The organism is Paenibacillus sp. 2TAB19 (genome assembly GCF_052115185.1).
Taxonomy (GTDB): Bacteria; Bacillota; Bacilli; order Paenibacillales; family Paenibacillaceae; genus Pristimantibacillus.
This window is the reverse complement of the sequence record NZ_JBFRGE010000014.1, coordinates 61,786-78,573: the sequence shown is the minus strand read 5'-3', so window position 1 is coordinate 78,573 and position 16,788 is coordinate 61,786. Positions and strand designations below refer to the sequence as shown.

At 51.1% G+C, this 16,788-nt stretch carries 13 protein-coding genes; 10 read left to right on the top strand and 3 right to left on the bottom strand.

The window, feature by feature from the left end:
* Positions 1 to 11: 11 nt before the first annotated feature.
* Complete coding sequence (locus tag AB4Z33_RS08865; protein WP_442049585.1) at positions 12 to 1,163, bottom strand: hypothetical protein; 1,152 nt, start codon at positions 1,161 to 1,163, stop codon at positions 12 to 14.
* A 118-nt stretch (positions 1,164 to 1,281) separates the two neighbouring features.
* Between AB4Z33_RS08865 and AB4Z33_RS08860 the strand changes: the two genes are divergently transcribed.
* Entirely contained in the window at positions 1,282 to 1,932 is a 651-nt protein-coding gene (locus tag AB4Z33_RS08860) for a M48 family metallopeptidase (RefSeq protein ID WP_442049584.1), read from the top strand.
* A gap of 81 nt (positions 1,933 to 2,013) precedes the next feature.
* Here AB4Z33_RS08860 and AB4Z33_RS08855 read toward each other — a convergent pair whose 3' ends face one another.
* Positions 2,014 to 3,207 carry a stalk domain-containing protein gene (locus AB4Z33_RS08855; RefSeq protein WP_442049583.1) on the bottom strand — a complete coding sequence of 398 codons (1,194 nt, stop codon included), beginning with the start codon at positions 3,205 to 3,207 and terminating at the stop codon, positions 2,014 to 2,016.
* A gap of 207 nt (positions 3,208 to 3,414) precedes the next feature.
* On the opposite strand from AB4Z33_RS08855, the gene AB4Z33_RS08850 reads away from it, so the two are divergent.
* The 4 genes from AB4Z33_RS08850 to AB4Z33_RS08835 all read left to right on the top strand — a co-directional run bounded on the left by AB4Z33_RS08850 (position 3,415) and on the right by AB4Z33_RS08835 (position 6,817).
* Positions 3,415 to 4,626 (top strand): glycoside hydrolase family 71/99-like protein, encoded by a 1,212-nt coding sequence (locus AB4Z33_RS08850; protein ID WP_442049582.1) that lies wholly within the window; start codon positions 3,415 to 3,417, stop codon positions 4,624 to 4,626.
* 89 nt (positions 4,627 to 4,715) lie between these two features.
* On the top strand, positions 4,716 to 5,057 hold the full coding sequence (locus AB4Z33_RS08845) for a zinc ribbon domain-containing protein YjdM (protein WP_442049581.1): 342 nt from the start codon (positions 4,716 to 4,718) through the stop codon (positions 5,055 to 5,057).
* A gap of 159 nt (positions 5,058 to 5,216) precedes the next feature.
* Positions 5,217 to 6,029 (top strand): alpha/beta fold hydrolase, encoded by an 813-nt coding sequence (locus tag AB4Z33_RS08840; RefSeq protein WP_442049580.1) that lies wholly within the window; start codon positions 5,217 to 5,219, stop codon positions 6,027 to 6,029.
* A gap of 137 nt (positions 6,030 to 6,166) precedes the next feature.
* Positions 6,167 to 6,817, top strand: a complete 651-nt coding sequence (locus AB4Z33_RS08835; protein WP_442049579.1) for an SGNH/GDSL hydrolase family protein — start codon at positions 6,167 to 6,169, stop codon at positions 6,815 to 6,817.
* Here AB4Z33_RS08835 and AB4Z33_RS08830 read toward each other — a convergent pair whose 3' ends face one another.
* Positions 6,818 to 7,087: a hypothetical protein gene (locus AB4Z33_RS08830; RefSeq protein ID WP_442049578.1), complete on the bottom strand. Its 270-nt coding sequence runs from the start codon at positions 7,085 to 7,087 to the stop codon at positions 6,818 to 6,820.
* A 387-nt stretch (positions 7,088 to 7,474) separates the two neighbouring features.
* Here AB4Z33_RS08830 and AB4Z33_RS08825 point away from each other — a divergent pair, with 387 nt between their 5' ends.
* From AB4Z33_RS08825 to AB4Z33_RS08805, 5 genes are all read left to right on the top strand, one after another.
* The gene (locus AB4Z33_RS08825; RefSeq protein ID WP_442049577.1) at positions 7,475 to 12,064 is read left to right on the top strand and encodes an S-layer homology domain-containing protein; all 4,590 of its coding nucleotides are present in this window, start codon (positions 7,475 to 7,477) and stop codon (positions 12,062 to 12,064) included.
* Between the two features lie 382 nt (positions 12,065 to 12,446).
* A complete protein-coding gene (locus AB4Z33_RS08820) occupies positions 12,447 to 13,547 on the top strand; it encodes a Gfo/Idh/MocA family protein (protein WP_442049576.1) in 1,101 nt (366 codons plus the stop codon).
* A gap of 12 nt (positions 13,548 to 13,559) precedes the next feature.
* Entirely contained in the window at positions 13,560 to 14,453 is an 894-nt protein-coding gene (locus tag AB4Z33_RS08815) for a carbohydrate ABC transporter permease (protein ID WP_442049575.1), read from the top strand.
* A gap of 13 nt (positions 14,454 to 14,466) precedes the next feature.
* Positions 14,467 to 15,306, top strand: a complete 840-nt coding sequence (locus AB4Z33_RS08810; RefSeq protein WP_442049574.1) for a carbohydrate ABC transporter permease — start codon at positions 14,467 to 14,469, stop codon at positions 15,304 to 15,306.
* 64 nt (positions 15,307 to 15,370) lie between these two features.
* A complete protein-coding gene (locus AB4Z33_RS08805) occupies positions 15,371 to 16,747 on the top strand; it encodes an ABC transporter substrate-binding protein (protein WP_442049573.1) in 1,377 nt (458 codons plus the stop codon).
* Positions 16,748 to 16,788: the final 41 nt, after the last annotated feature.

Here is a 16,788-nt window from a genome sequence, read left to right as displayed (position 1 = left end):
TCAGGCATCAACTATTGATTCCCGAATTTGAAGTTAGGATCATAGCCCTTCACCGTCTTCTTCGGATGTTGCCCGATCGCTTCGCGGTCCTCTTTAGGCAGATCGTCCATGCTAACGGTTGATCCGTCGGTTGTAATCAGATTACCCTTCGCATCGTATGGAAAAGCACTGATCCGACCGATCGACATGCGGCGAACTTGACGGCTCATAATCGAGAGCCTGCGGGTCAGCTTCGGAGGCTTAGGCGTCGTGTCCGTCATTTCTTCCGACTCTTCTTCGCCCGTGTCCATTGTCGCGGTCTGCGGTTCTTCGACGGTCTCCACGTGCATATGCGCGTTTTCCTGCACCGGATTGTTGACGCCGAAGTGCGGGCCCACATCCGGTACGTTGGCGTGGAAGCTGTTGGCCTGCTTGATGAAAGCTTCGAACACAGCGTTGTCATTCGGGTTCGAGGCAAGCTTGTCCCTTGTGATAATAAACAACTTTTGGGACTTTTCCATGTCGGTGATCAGTTGCTTTAACTCTTTGTCGGACTCTTTGCCGACTTGCTCTTGCTTGCGCTTGTCGATTTTCTCCTTGCCGGCCGTAATGAAACGGTCGGTCCATCTGTTGAAATCCGTGGCTGTTTCTTTACCATCCCTCAGTTTAAGGGCGTTGTTGCGAATATCGTTATAAGACATCCTGTGCGGCATGGCTCCGTTCATTTCCGCTAGTCCCGGCTTGCGGTAATCACCGATCTTGACCGGATAACCCGGATCGCGATTCGTCGAAGCGAAGGCGGCACGCTTGGAGGCGGTCGTAAAGCTAGGGCGCTTCACTTCCCATTCTGACGCCTCTTCTTCTTCTTCATCAGACTCCTCGGACTCCTCTTCAACATCAACGGATGACGGCTTAGGCTGCTCTTTTGGGATCGGCGTACCGGCATTGCTTTTCTGTTTTTTGATCTGCTTATCGACCGCGACTTCTTCCTCTTCCTCTTCGTCCTCATATACGTCTTCTTGGAGCGCGCGCTTCTTGGGCCCCATCAATTGCAAGACAGCTTGATTGCCGATCTGCTGCTGGAGTGCCAGCATGGAAGGCTTTAACTGCAAGGGGGAGGCCCCGTTCCTTTTCGTTGTAGATGTTTGCCCGCTCTTCGGGCGCTGGATCTCGGTATGCTTCAAGTTATCGAATCCTCCGTTTTGACGGCATATATTGACAATAGTTTACCTTGAGATGATGCTAATGGGCAACCGTCTCCGGTCCTTACCTTTCGGTGTTTTTCATGGTACGATGTTGTTCATGAAAATCCAATTCGACAATCAAACGATATCCTTTAACGTGCAATATGGAGCGAAAGCGAAGTTCTCGATTCAAATGGATTCATTAGGGCACATAACGGTTAAAGCCCCTAATGGTACAAGCGATGAACAATTAATGCAGGCAGTGAAACGTCATGGACGAGCGATTCTGGATAAGCTGGATGCGATAGAAGCGGCGCGAAATACGCCTCTGACGAGAGATTATGAGGAGGGCAAGTTTTTGCACCTGGGCCGCTATTACGAACTCCATGAGCTAATACAGACAGACGGGCTGAGCGAGGAAGAGCGGAAGATCAAGCTTAAGAAGTTCTATATGCTAAGCATCAAGAAGGTGATCGGCGAACGCATCAAGATCTATCAGCCCCAGCTAAAAGTAAAACCGAAGGCTTTCGATATTGTAGAATCGGCGACCAAGTGGGGAAGCTGCAGCTCTGACCGGAACTTGACCTTCAATTACCGATTGGCGATGGCGCCGATGGAGGTCATCGATTATGTCGTCATCCATGAGCTATGCCATCTGCTGCATATGAACCATGATCGCTCGTTCTGGAGACGAGTAGGAAGCATAATGCCCGATTATAAGGAGAAGGAGCAATATTTGGAGAGGCACGGGCAAGCAATGACGCTGTAACCGTGATGTCAGCAACAAACAAAAGGCAGCCAAGGCTGCCTTTTGTTTGTTGCTGTTACTTATTGGTACGCAAACCATAAATTAATTGTCAATTTCCATATCCCAACTGTAATTCCAATGTCCATTGGCATAATCCAAATAAATAAGGGCTTCATACACATAGGGGCCTTCCATTTCCCATTCCACAGTTTCACTCCATTCGAGCATACCGTGTACGACGGCTTCCTTCTCTCCGAGAAATACGATGCGCTCGTCGGTCAGCTTTACTCTTTCATCTGCGTAGGTATAATGTGCCTCCAAGCTTTGTCTCCAAGTGCTATGGTCGATCATGAAAGCATTCCAGTGATCGATAAAAGAAGGCGATGTATACTGAAGCGCGAGTTCAATATTTTCTTCGTTATGAGCCTTATAGTAAGTATGTATATCTGATAATACTGAGGCCTGCTCTTTATTATGYTGTTCCAAGATTACTGCTGCCGATTCATCTATGTCGGGAGGTAGTTCGTGAAGGAGCTCTACCACTACTTCTCTATAAATTTTCCATTGCCCGTTTTCAAATCGAATACTGTACCAAGTTACATTTGTAGTGTTTAGTACTTGATCGTTATCGGTATACGTAACCTGAAGCTCCGCTTCATGATCGGAAGCGTAATGGATATAGTCAATCTTAACGATAAAATTTCTGGTCGGAATTTCACTAATGTATTGGGCTGCATCGGCCTCATAATCAAAATTGCGATTGTAGTAGATAAGGGTATCATCCGTGAGCAATTTCGGGCTATTCGTCAAATAATACTTCGTAACTAATTCCCGTATGGCAAGCTCTTGACCGTAACCAAACTTCACCATAGTGACAGTGCGCTGTTGTTTGTCATAATCAACATTGTATTTAGTGAAATAGCTTAGTTGACGAATGGGGAGATAGACTTGTCCGTTTAGAATAGTACCCGTTACAGGTAAATAAAAAGCATCATCATCGAAGTAAATGGAATCTTCCCCGAAAACATACATCAGTTCTTTACCGTCTATGTTGCTCGAGACTTCCTTATCCGCAGAATTATATTGAACCGTATAGCCGAGCGCATTTAGAAAGGGGCGAAACGCAACATACATAACCCCTTTTTGGATATAAGCGTCCAACTCGCCTTTGCTCTCGTTATTGACAATCAATTGAATCGGTCTTTCGTTTGCGGCAACAATAACAGGTACTGCCGCTGCAATCAAACAAAGCGCAAGCATGGTGAACAAAAGCTTTCTGAGCATCGTCGTGGTCATCGTGTACTCCTTAATCATAAATTAATGGATGTAATTTTAAAGCGTATATTTCCAGTATACAGGATTAGGTATCGTTCTACTTAAAATCTTTAATAGGCATTGATTGGACTGCAAAAGCCTACATCCCCTCATATACGAGGAGGCGCCCTTATAAGAATATGGATATGTCAGTAGACAAGCAAGCCATATTCAGGAGGTGCAAGGCGTTTGATTCCTAATGAAGCACGTGTTGCAGGGGATGTTGTCGGCAAGCTGACGGCAGGGTATCAAGGATGGTTCAGCGCAAAGGGAGATCCGTCGCCATTCGACGGTTGGGTGCATTGGTCACGGAGAGGCGAGACGCCGAATGACACTGGCAACCTTACCTTTGACCTGTACCCCGATGTAAGCGAATACGAGCATCTGTACGAGACCGATTTGCCGCGCCTCGGCAACGGGGAACCGGCTAGGCTATTCTCGTCCTATGACGACCAGACCATCGATAAGCATTTCGAATGGATGCGGGAATACGGTGTCGACGTTGCTGCGCTGCAGCGCTTTGGGGCTAGCACAAGCGATGAACCGAATATTTGGCGGGCGAACAGAGACGGTGTAGCGGCGAAGGTGAAGGGAGCGGCGGAGAAGCATGGCCGTAAATTCTATGTCATGTACGACACTTCGGGCTTGAACGCAGACACCTGGACAGATGCGATCAAGCATGATTGGACGACGAACATCGTCGGGAGCCTGCGATTAACAGACTCTTCCTCTTATGCGAAGCAGGACGGCAAGCTGGTCGTATGCATCTGGGGAATGGGCTTCACGGATCGGCCGGGAACGGCAGAGGAGTCTGCTGAACTGATCGAATGGTTCAAGGAGCGCAATATGTACGTCATTGGCGGCGTACCGACGTATTGGCGAACGAGCACGGTTGATTCGAAACCTGATTTTCTCGATGCATACCGCCGATTCCATATGATATCGCCTTGGCTTGTCGGACGGTTCAACGGACTCGAAGAAGCCGATCAGTTCAAGACGGACCCGATCGAGCAGGATGTTAGCTTCACGAGCGAGAACAGTATCGATTATCAGCCCGTGCTGTGGCCCGGCTTCTGTTGGGTGAATCTGCATGCAGGCCCGCCGAATCAAATCCCTAGGCTGCATGGCGACTTCATGTGGAGACAAGCTTATAATGTCGCAAGTCTTGGGATCGAAACGGCTTATGTGGCGATGTTCGATGAATATGACGAAGCGACGGCGATTGCGAAGGCGGCAGTGAACGCGACGCTTGCGCCGGACAGTCCTTATTTCTTGACGCTTGACGCGGACGGCGTCGAAGTGTCGTCGGATTTCTATTTGCGCCTAACTGGCGATATTAATCGAATGCTCCGCGGGGAGCTCCCGGTGACCGAGCAGCATCCAACACCTCATACGAGCTAGTGCCTGGCCTCCATCCAGCTTGCCAAGAGTTGAACGCTATGGCAGTATAGAAGCATTGAATGAACTGCAGCGATGGAGGAATTGATATCATGAATGATTTGCCCAATTGCCCGAAATGCCATTCGGAATATACATACGAGGACGGAAATCTTCTCGTTTGCCCGGAATGCGCACATGAGTGGACGCTAGAATCGGCAGAAGATACGAGCGAAGATACGAAGATTGTGAAGGACGCTAACGGAAATGTGCTGAACGATGGCGACTCCGTATCCATTATTAAGGACCTTAAAGTTAAGGGCAGCTCATCCGTGTTGAAGATCGGTACGAAAGTGAAGAGCATTCGTTTGGTCGACGGCGATCATAATATCGATTGTAAAATTGACGGGTTTGGCGAAATGAAGTTGAAATCCGAATTTGTCAAAAAGATATAGGCTGGCAGCTCATAACAAGCCACCTATCAACAGCAAGAACTCCGACATGCCTACCGCTTGTCGGAGTTTTTTTATAAAAAACTTTTCATGATGTGTCGATTATACCGTTATTCGTTCGTCGACTTAATAGAAGCTTGAAAGCTGGAGAGGGGATTCCATATGAACACGATCATTTCAAAAGACGGTACGAGGATTGCTTATGACAGGGCGGGGCATGGTCCAGCGCTTATATTAGTAGCAGGAGCGTTCAGTTATCGAAAATTTCCTGGGCAGCTGCAGTTGGCGAATCTGCTGTCTGAACAGTTCACGGTATACAATTACGATCGCCGGGGACGCGGGGATAGCGGGGACACGCAGCCGTATGCGATTGAGCGCGAGATTGAGGATCTACAGACTTTGATTGATGAAGCGGGAGGTTCTGCCTATGTATATGGCTTATCGTCCGGGGCAGTTCTTGCGTTGCAGGCGGCGGCGAGCGGGGTGAGCATGAAGAAGCTAGTGCTGCATGAGCCGCCTTTTGTCGTTGATACGGCAGGCTACGTGCCGCCAAAAGATTTTGCGAAGCAGGTTAAGGAGCTCATTGCCGCTGATCGCCGGGCTGATGCGATTAACTATTTTATGACTAAGGGCATGGGTGCTCCTTCATTTGTTGTCGGTATGATGCGTATCATTCCGGGTGTATGGTCGAGGCTCATGGCCGTTGCTCACACGCTGCCATATGATGCCGCGTTGCTGGATGGCTACAACGAGGGCAATCCGCTTCCTGCCAAACAATGGAGCGGGGTCGCGATGCCGACGTTGGTGCTCGAAGGGACCGAGAGTCCGATCTCGCTGCGCCACGGTGCGCAAGCTTTGGTTCAAGTGCTCCCTAATGCGCGGCTGCTCAGTCAGAAAGGGCTTGGCCATACGAAGAAGCTTGATGCAAAACGGATTTCGAAGGAGCTTATAGCCTTTTTCGCGAATAAGAATTAGCCGCAGAATCGAGTTGCTTGCATTCCCTCATTTGCATCACATCTGGCTCATAATAGATCATAGACGGATGACGCGGGCTGAAATAATATGGAAGCATTCAGGGTCAATTGAAGTTGAACCGAGAGGAGCTAAGAATCTTGGAGAAGAGAGGATTAACCATATTGTTTCAAGGCGACTCCATAACGGATGCGAACCGGAACAAAGCGGAGGAGTCGTATCCGTATCTGGGGCACGGATATGCGAATTTGATCGCAGGCAGGCTTGGCTACCGGTTTCCGGAAGCGAACTGCCGTGTTATTAACCGTGGCGTAGGAGGGAATCGCGTCTCCGATCTTTATGCGCGTTGGAACGAGGATGCGATAAGCTTGAAGCCTGACATTATTAGCATACTGGTTGGGGTCAATGACGCATGGCGTATCATGAGCGGCCAACCATCGGGAGCATCGGATCGATTTGAGAGAGTATATCGGCATCTTCTTGACGAGACAAGGGAAATCATGCCGGATTCCAAGCTTGTTCTCTGTGAGCCGTTTATGCTGCAGACGGGGCTGATGGCGGACAAGTGGGAGGAAGGACGTAAACTTCTTGATTATTACGGAGGGGTTGTTCGCGAACTAGCCAATTCGTACAGTACGGTATTCGTTCCATTGCAAGCGCCGTTCGACAATGCGGCTGCAATGGCGGATGCAAGCTATTGGCTTCATGACGGCGTACATCCTACAGCGGCCGGACATGAGCTGATCGCGACGGAATGGCTGGGCGCGGTGGAGTTCAATCGTTTATTATAGTCATCTTCTGGTTAAGTTTTTGATTTGCAGCGTGAGCTCGTCTATTTGTTTTTGCATGCTTTCGATTTTTTCATCCTGCATTTTTAGATACTCGGTTTGTTCAGCATCATCTTGAAGTTCTTCTTCCAAAGCAAGCACCCCTGCGATTGTAGCCAAAACATCACCAAATGTAACGACTGCTCCAGCAATTAAGGTGAGCTGAGCGGCGCTAATTTCCGTTTTTTTTGAATTTTGACCGTTGCGATCGGGATTACCCTTGCTTTTGTTCAATGAATGGTCCTCCTTTGCATGGTTGGAACTATATAAGTTATGCTGAAACGAATTTGCATGTGTATGCCCTCTATAGTCAGGCAGCAGAACCTTGAGCGATCAAGGTTTTTTATTTTGCCTATATATCGACTTAAGCATCTTGGTATATTTGGCGCAAATAAATAAAATAAAAGTAAAATTTTTGCCGTAAATATATTGATATTTGGGTTAAATATTCGTAAAATTGGGTAAGCAAACGCATCCAAAACATCATGAGATTGCCGCAAAAGACAAAATCCGTGAAGGAGAGGTTTCAAGTGGGTGATTCAGCATTGATTACGGTATGACTTTTTTGTCGTCTGTTCGAAAATCTGCATCGCATGTCATGATGAGAGGATGAAGGAAACGATGGGATTGTTTTCGGGAAAAAAGAGTGCGGCGATTGTTTTATTGGTATCGATGCTGGGGACGTTAGGTCCGCTGCCCTTAAGCGGCAAGGCCGACTCGACCGTACATGCGGAGGATTCGTTCGAAAGGTACGGCAATTTTGAAGATTGGGAAGGCTCGGCGGTAAATCAGGCTGCGGTGAGCAACCGACTGGAGCTGATCAAAGCCGTGAACCGGGACGGGAAGCTTTATGTAATGGCGAAGGGCGAGGATATGGAGGCATCCAAGACGCTGTACATCAACGCGGACAATGAGGCGTCTACGGGGGAAAGCGTTCCGGGCTGGAAGGATTCTGCGGGGATTGATTACAAAGTCATCGATCGCGTCTTGTTTAAATACGACAATGGCAGTTGGGCAGCCCTGGGGGACATTATGCTCAGCGAGTCGGAGTCGGTTGCGGAATATGAAATCGACGGTGCGCTCCTCTCGGACGGGGGCGGTGTGACTTCCAAGATGAAACTCGGCTTAGCCTCGAACGGCTCGATGCTGCCTGAACTTGGCGAGCTGATGATGACGGTTCAGCCTCCTTCGCAGGGAGGGGCTCAATCGGAAGCGCCTGCCGAGCCGGCGGATCTGGCTATCGACGGGGACGGCTCGGAATGGGTCGACGTTCCTGTTCTACTGCAGAGCGCCGACGGCAAGACGACGGTGAAGTATTCGGCATCGGCGGACAGCTTGAACGTACTGATTGAAGGCAAGATCGATAACGGCGAATTTCCCGATCTATGGGAGCATCTGCTTATCGATACCGACCGCAATCCGGGGACGGGGAATACGATGTGGGCGTGGGCCGACAAGCTTGGTTCGGAGCTCCTCGTGCAATCGGGCTTGCTGTACCAGGCTGGCGCAAGCGGAAGCTGGACGCAGGCTGCTACAGGACTGCTCTATGAACGATCCGGCACGGGAGACGCCAAGACGATCGAGTGGAGCTTGCCGATTGCTGAACTGAATGTTGGCGCTGCCAAATCGGTACGTATCGCTTTCTTGAGCAATAGTTACGCGATGCCTGACGCCGCAGGCGATCCGATGGAAATCAGTCTTGTTTCCAAGCCGCGTATTGCCGTGGATGGAGACGGGGCGGACTGGGAGCGGGTAGCTCCGCTTGCCGTGACGGCGGACGGCCTCACTACGGTGAAGGCATTTGCCCGCGACGAGCAATTGTATGCGTTAATAACCGGTCGAATCGAAAACAGCGAATTTCCGAACATATGGGAGCACTTTTTTATCGATACGGATAAGAATCCGTCGACCGGCACGTCCTCATGGGCATGGGCAGGTAAGCTCGGCGCGGAGTTCCTCGTACAAACCGCTTTGTTATATGAATCGAACGGCAGCGGAGGCTGGACGCAGACGGCGGCAGCCTTCCCTTATCAAAGCACGGGCACTGGCGACGCCAAGACGATCGAATGGTCGCTTCCTTTGTCCGAGCTTGGCCTTGGTACGGAGCAGTCCATACATGCGGGATTCCTAAGCAATTCTTACGTAGCGCCAGACGCAAGCGGCGATCCGGCTATGATCTCCTTAAGGGAGAATGCCGTTTCCATCGTTGCGGACGGAAATGATGATGATTGGAACGAGGTAGAGACAGGTGCCGCCTCCAGCGCTTCCCCTTACGAGCTTCGTGCCGTGATGGACGAGCGGAAGCTGTACGTGAGGGTCATCGGCGACCGGCTGGACCTGAGAAACGCTTACTATATCGATAGCGACAATGACGATGCGACGGGGGAACCGTCTGCCTACTGGGCGGAAGGAGGCTTCGATTACAAAATCGAGAAAGGCTCTCTCTTTGCTTACTCTGAGCAAAACGGTCAATGGGAGGAGCGGGGGCCGGTCCATATCGCAGTAGGCGATAATTGGATCGAGATGAATGTGTACCTGGATCAGATCGGTCTGCCAGCAGGTCCTGCACCGATTGAGATTGGTTACATGAATCGCGGGATGCTGCAGCTGCCTGCGGCCGGGTCGCCGCCGCTTACCGTCGACAGCATCGTGCAGACGCATGAGGTGTCATCCGATGTATATTACCCGCGCCAGAGCTTCGAGCTGCTTAATAATCCGTATATGGGTTGGGTCGCCTGGGCGAAGGATGCCAATCGGCCTTACGGGACGCCTTACGAGCAACAGCATAGCCTCGTCTACGCGGGCATTACGTGGAGCGAGCTGGAGCCGGTCAAAGGTCAATTCGATTGGGAAGCGATCGAGCAGAAATATCAGTTCGATTATTGGTCATCGCAGGGCAAGCGGATCAATCTGCGGATCGTGTTGGATACCCCGACGTCAGACCCCGCGCATATGGATATCCCTGATTGGCTCTATGATTCGTTAGAGGCCGAAGGCAATGCAGGGACTTGGTACGATACGGCAGAGATCGGCTCCGGCTTCAGTCCGAATTACAACAGCCCGCTGCTGCTCGCCGAGCATGAACGGCTCATTGCCGCCGTCGCCGAGCGCTACGACAACGACGAACGGATCGCGTTCGTGCAACTTGGAAGCTTGGGGCACTGGGGCGAGTGGCATACGTGGCCGATTGGCTCCGGCGTTTTTCCAAAACTGGCTGTGTCGGATCAATACGTAGCGCATTACAGCGAGGCTTTCGCGAATAAGCAGATCGGAATGAGAAAGCCTTTTCCAATTGCCAGCGAGCAGCGGCTAGGTCTATTCAACGACGTATTCGGCATTAAGTCGAGCACGGATGAATGGGTGGGATGGACGCGAGGCGGCTGGACGGGTATTGGCGAATTCGTCGACGATCCCGCGGAAGCTGGCGACAAGCTGGCTGAATCGGCTATGCCGGACTTCTGGAAATACGCCTATTCCGGCGGTGAATTCGCCAATGGCAATCCGGAGAGTTGGATGACCGATGACGCAATGATGGAGACGCTCCGCCAGATGCGCGAGAGCCATACGTCATGGCTTGGTCCTTCTTCGCCGGCTCGCACGGCTTATGGAACGGATATTCAGTCCAACATCGAAACGATGCATAAGATGATGGGCTACCGCTACGTTATTGAAGCGGTGAAGCATCAACCTTCGGCGAAGCGCGGCAAGTCGCTGTCGATTCAAACGGTGGTGAACAATAAGGGCGTAGCCCCGTTCTATCAAGACTGGAAGCTGGAATACAGCTTGGCAGATGGGAACGGAGACGTCGTATTCAAGCAGTTGCAAGCTGCGGATCTGCTTGCATTGCTGCCAGGCAGGCATCTATTAAGCGACAGCCTAGATCTGCCGGCCACGCTTGCTGCGGGGCGTTACAAGCTTCTGCTTGCGGTGATCGATCCGGCTACGAACGAGCCGGGAATGAAGCTGGCCATTGAAGGCGAGCGCCCAGACGGACGTTACGAGGTGGGCAGCCTGCAAATCGTATCGTCCTCTAACGGCGGCGGAAGCGGCGAAGGGACAGGGGCGGTCGAGACAAACGATGACCTTGTGCAGCATATTAACGAACCGGTATTGACGGATAGTAAGCTAAATATAACGATGCCGGAGAACAAGACCAGCATTGAGCTGCCGCTTGGCGCTCCGTCGATGAAGGATAATCCGGCCATTGCGGTAACGCGGGGGGCTATGCGCTTCGAAATTCCAGGCGAGCTGCTTGCGCAAGCAAGAGGGCTTGCCGCTTCCGGGGCGAAAGCGGCGCAGCTCGTCATCGGCATCGCGAAGAAGGACGGAGCCGTAGACGAATTGGCAGCCTATGCCGCACGCAGCGGAGCTCGTCTGCGCGCTCCGGCAGAAGCATTCGTTTTCTCGATTGCGGTCAAGACGGGCAATGAGGTAAAGCCATTGTTCACTTACGATGAACCCGTTGTTATATCCGTTCAGCCGACAGGTGACTGGGATAGAGATCTCATTAATCTATATCGCTTCCGGGAGAAGGACAGCGACAGGTCTCTTGAAGCCGTATTTGCGGTACTAACGGACGGGATTCTATCGGCACGTATAAGCGAGCCGGGAGTTTACCAATGGTTGTCCTATGAGAAATCTTATCGCGATGTAGCGGCTGGTCATTGGGCTTCTTCTTCTATCGCGGCGTTAAGCGCGAAGCAAGTATTGAACGGCGTGAAGGAAGGCGTATTCGAGCCCGGCCGCGCCATTACGCGCGCGGAATTCGCGGTGCTGCTGGCCCGGCTGCTGGAGCTGAAACCAGCAATGGACGATACAGATGCGCCGAAGGCGTTTACCGATATCCCTCCTCATGCTTGGTATGCAGATAAGGTTGCCGCCGTTCGGTCGGCAGGATTGGTAAGCGGCGACAACGGCGCCGCATTCAGGCCTGGCGCAGCTTTGTCGAGGGAAGAGCTGGCCGTACTGCTTGTGAAAGCTGCGGAACGGGCCGCAGGCGGCAAATTAACGCTTCCCGTGTCGGGCGAGCGGAAGCTCCCTTATGAGGACGAAGGCAGCATCAGCATCTGGGCTGCCGATGCGGTACGCCAGGCAAGGGAGCTTTCCTTGCTGATCGGAGACGATGCGGGGTTCTTCCATCCCCAAGGCGGCGTTACGAGAGCAGAGGCTGCGCAAGCGGCATTGCATTTATTCATGTTTCTTCAGAAATAGACGATAGAGTAAGGCTGCCCGGTAATTGGAGGGCAGCTTTTTTCTTTATTGCCGCTACATATCAACCTCGTGCGCAAAAAACAAATCTTTTTGTCGTACTTGTCTAAAATTTGGCGCAAATTATGGTTACATTAGACAAAATGACGTAAATGCAAACACTTACATGACTTTTAATTTAGTATGTAATTTAACAAAAAATGCCCGTTATTACTCAGTTAATTCTCGGAAAACAATTTGGCGCAAATATAGCATAAATTCAACGCAAAAATTGTTGACTTGTTATAAAGGATACGTTATTATCAGAGCATGCAATAACGGTTGCCGCTAATACTTGTCAAATGCAAAGTGGAATTGGCGCAAATTCATAGTGGAGAGTGTGGACATGAGCAAACTTAGAATGGCTTTCATCGGTGTAGGAGATATGGGTTCGCATCATTGCATCGGCTTCGATCTGCTGCCGGAATGCGAGGTGAAGTACATTTGCGATATGAATGAAGCGAACGTCGAGCGCACGCTAGTCGAGTTGAAGAATGGGAAGCCCATCATTCTCGGCGACTATAAGGAGCTGCTGTCCAAAGATGATGTAGACGCTGTTGTCATCAGTGTACCGAATTACCTGCACCGCGAGGTGGCGGTTGCTTTTCTCGAAGCTGGCAAGCATGTGTTTCTCGAGAAGCCGGTTGCGCACTCGCTTGAGGATTGCGATGCGATCATTGCGGCAGCGGAACGTCATGACCGGATTTTGCAGATCGGCCTCGTCTACCGTTACTCGAACGTTTACCGTCGAATGGCCAAGGAATTGCAGGATGGCAGATTAGGCGATGTGAAGCTGATGTGGTGCAAGGAATTCCGCGATCCGTTCCCGCCAACGGAATGGTTCTACGATAAGAATAAGTCAGGCGGGGCTCTCGTCGAGAAGGATTGCCATCATTTCGATATTTTTAACTGGATGATCGGCTCTAAGCCGGTACGGGTATTCGCGACAGGCGGCCAGCATGTGATGAAGCAAGGAGAGCCGAATATGATCACGAACTCCTACAGCCATTATCCGGCGAAACCGATTGAGGACGTATCGATCGTCGACCATGCTTGGGTAACGATTGAATACGAGAACGGCAGCAAGGCCAATTTGGGATTATGTATGTATCTGAAGCCAAGAAACCTGATGGGCGACGGGTTGGAGATCGGTTTGATCGGCCAGAACGGCGGTCAAATGGTAGCCAAAAACGACAAGACGATCGACATCGTAGGCGGTCAGGATTATACCCGCGACCATCTAGATATCGACGTCACCTCGGATTCGATCATGGGCGGCCATACCGGCGGCCAGAGGCAGCGCATCGAGTTCGTGAAGAGCGTACTTGGGGGCGGCAAGCCTTTTGCTTCTGCTTATGTAGGGCGTGACGCGCTTCTTATAGCACTTGCTGCTGAGAAGTCGATCGTGGAAGAACGTTACGTCTATTTGAATGAATTAACGAGGTAAGGTGGTGCCTTGATGAAACACAGGCTGAGAAGATATGATACATCCGCTTTCTTCTTATTTATATCCCCTTGGATTATTGGGTTCACGCTCTTTTTCCTTCTTCCGTTCGGCACTTCCGTCTTCTATGCGTTCACGGATGCCAGACTTCCCGGTGCGGCGAATTACAACTTCGTCGGGTTGTCGAATTTCGTGACGATGCTTCAAGATCCGATTTTCGGCAAAAGCCTGCTGAACACCGCGTATTTCGTCATTATTGGCGTTCCCGTCGTAACGGCCGGCATGCTGCTGATCGCGCTGCTATTGAATTTGAATGTGAGAGGCATCGCGCTATTCCGTACGTTTTATTACTTGCCGACGCTCGTTCCGATTGTGGCCACGGTCATCATATGGCGGCTCGTATTCAACTCGGAATTCGGCTTTTTGAATGCGGGATTGTCTTTGCTCGGCATCGACAAGATCGATTGGCTTGGTGGGGAGAGCACGATTAAGCCGGTTATTATTATGCTTCAAGTATGGATCTCGGGCAGTGGCGTACTCATCTTTCTAGCCGCGCTTAAGAACGTGCCGAGGCATATTTACGAGGCGACGCGCATCGACGGAGCGAACCGGCTGCAGACGTTCTTCCGCATTACGCTTCCATTAATAAGCCCTTCGATTCTGTTCGTGGTCATTATCCAGACGATGTACAACTTTCAGATGTTCACGGAAGCGCTGCTGCTGTCCAAGGGCGGACCGAACTATGCCGCATACACCTTCGTTTACAACATTTATAAGTCGGCATTCACCGACCTGAAGTTCAGCATGGCCATGGCGCAATCCATCTTCTTGTTCGCGCTCATCTCGCTGGTCACATTCGTGCTAATGAAGCTATCCAATCGATTCGTATACTACGAAGGCGAGAAATAGGAGGTATACCGTAATGAGCGGACAAAGAAATCGCATACTTAACCAAACCGGCAAATATGTGCTGCTGACGATTACCTTGGTGCTATTCGTAGGGCCTCTCGCATGGATGCTATCAACAATGATGAAGACCAAGGCAGAAACCTACAAGGCGCCGCCGTCCTTGCTGCCGGAATCGGTCAACTTTGAAGCGTTTAACCGATTGTTCGACGTGCAGCCGCTGATGTGGAAGTGGATTCAGAACTCCTTTTCCATCTCCATTCTGGTCGTGATCGGCGCTGTCTTATCGAGCTCGATCGTTGCATACGGGTTCTCGCGGTTCTCGACGAGATACAAGGACCGGCTGTTCCCAGTCGTCTTAATGACGCTCATGATTCCGCCGTCCATTATGATGATTCCGTCCTATGTGCTGTTCACGAAACTGCATTGGATCGATACATGGCTGCCGTTAATCGTACCGGCTTGGCTGGGCGGGGCCTATTATATCTTCTTGTTCCGGCAGTTTTTCATGACGATACCTCAGGAGCTGGACGAGGCTACATACCTGGATGGCGGCAGCCGCTGGACGGTTTACGCCAAGGTCATTATGCCGCTGTCCAAACCAATTGTTATGACGACGATCATCTTTGCTTTCGTTAACTCTTGGCTCGATTTCCTGGGGCCGTTCCTCTACATCAAGAACAACGAAATGTTCACGCTAAGCGTCGGCTTGCAACTGCTGATCGGCCAGACGAGCCAAGATTTTCCGGCTCTGGCGGCAGGGGCGTTCATCAGCATCGTGCCGATCGGTCTCCTCTTTCTGTTCGCGCAAAGATATATCGTCGAGGGGGTGGTGCTCACGGGTTCGAAGGGCTAGGCCGCTTAAGCTTGAGGTTCGCAAGATGCTGCTGTTTTCACATTAATCTAAAGGGGAACTGGATATGAAAACGAACGGTAAGTGGTTGTTGAGTCTATTTACGTTGGTCTTATCGATGACTTTGGTTATTTCCGGGTGTGGCAACAACAATGGCGGCTCGAACGAGCCGACGAATGGGCCGGCGAATGGGCAGAACGATGGCAAAAACGCCGAGCAAACCGAGAAACCCGCAGAGCCCGTCACCATCACCTACTCGCAGTGGGGGACGGCGGAAGAGCTGCAGCGGACGCAAGAATTGCTGGATAAGTTCATGGAAGCCAATAAGAACATTACGGTGAAGCTTGAAGGCAAGGACTGGGGAAGCTACTGGGACGGCTTAACGGCCAATGCGGCCGGCGGCACGCTGCCGGACGTTTTCAAAACAAGCTTTGCGTTTATTGAGAAATATGCCGAGCTCGGCATTTTTAAAGAATTGGACGGACTGCTTGCTGAAAACAGCTTCGAGCTGAGCAACATCGACCAGAGCTTACTCGGATTGCATAAATACAATGACAAGCAGGTTTCCCTTCCGATCGATGCGAACGTCATCGTATGGTACTACAACAAAGCGATCTTCGCGGATGCCGCGAAAAATCCGAAGGGAGCGCCAGTTCCGTCGCTTGAGCCGACATGGGATGAAATCATCGACATCGCCACGAAGCTTACGCTTGACAAAAACGGCAAAAACCCGGGTGAAGAAGGCTTCGACGGCAACAATATCGCGCAATGGGGCATGTCCGTATCGCCGGGCTCGACGATGGACTGGTTCCTCGAGCCGCAACTGTGGTCTAACGGAGCGAAGCTGGTTACGGATGACGGTGCTCTGGCGCTGAATACGCCGGAAGCACGTGAAGTTATTGACTTCTTCATCGATGCGACGAAGAAGAAGATCAATACGACACCGGCCCAAATCGAAGGTCTTGGCGGCCAAGTGAACCTGTCGATTACGACCGGCAAGGTTGCCATGAACCCAGGCGGCAACTGGAATACGACGAACTTCAAGGAAGCGGGCATCGATTACGGCATTACGTACCTGCCGAAGTTCAAGGAGAACAAGACGGTCGTTCAACCGGCCGGCATGGCGATCTCAAGCAATACGAAGCATGAGGATGCGGCTTATAAGCTGCTCGCATGGCTGGCAGGTCCGGAAGGACAATCGGAGCTGGCGAAGCAAGGCTACTCGATTCCGGCCAACAAAGCGGCTGCCGAAGCTTACATCACAACGGTTGGGGAAGCAAACAAAATATTCCTCGACGCGCAGCAATTCGGCATTATCTCCCCATTCACGGCTAAGAAGACCGATCTTGTCTGGACATATGGCGAGCAATCGCTCAAAAATCCGTTGGCAGGCGATGGGGACGTCGATGCGGCGATCAAAGATTTGGAATCGAAAATGAAATAGTAACGCAAGTGATGATGAAAGAGAAAGAAGCGTGTTTTACG

What these genes read in the sequence shown, in the direction of transcription:
- AB4Z33_RS08860 (WP_442049584.1), top strand. Translation starts at nt 1,282, where the DNA reads ATGAAAATCCAATTCGACAATCAAACGATATCCTTTAACGTGCAATAT.
- AB4Z33_RS08845 (WP_442049581.1), top strand. Translation starts at nt 4,716, where the DNA reads ATGAATGATTTGCCCAATTGCCCGAAATGCCATTCGGAATATACATAC.
- AB4Z33_RS08840 (WP_442049580.1), top strand. Translation starts at nt 5,217, where the DNA reads ATGAACACGATCATTTCAAAAGACGGTACGAGGATTGCTTATGACAGG.
- AB4Z33_RS08825 (WP_442049577.1), top strand. Translation starts at nt 7,475, where the DNA reads ATGGGATTGTTTTCGGGAAAAAAGAGTGCGGCGATTGTTTTATTGGTA.
- AB4Z33_RS08820 (WP_442049576.1), top strand. Translation starts at nt 12,447, where the DNA reads ATGAGCAAACTTAGAATGGCTTTCATCGGTGTAGGAGATATGGGTTCG.
- AB4Z33_RS08815 (WP_442049575.1), top strand. Translation starts at nt 13,560, where the DNA reads ATGAAACACAGGCTGAGAAGATATGATACATCCGCTTTCTTCTTATTT.
- AB4Z33_RS08810 (WP_442049574.1), top strand. Translation starts at nt 14,467, where the DNA reads ATGAGCGGACAAAGAAATCGCATACTTAACCAAACCGGCAAATATGTG.
- AB4Z33_RS08805 (WP_442049573.1), top strand. Translation starts at nt 15,371, where the DNA reads ATGAAAACGAACGGTAAGTGGTTGTTGAGTCTATTTACGTTGGTCTTA.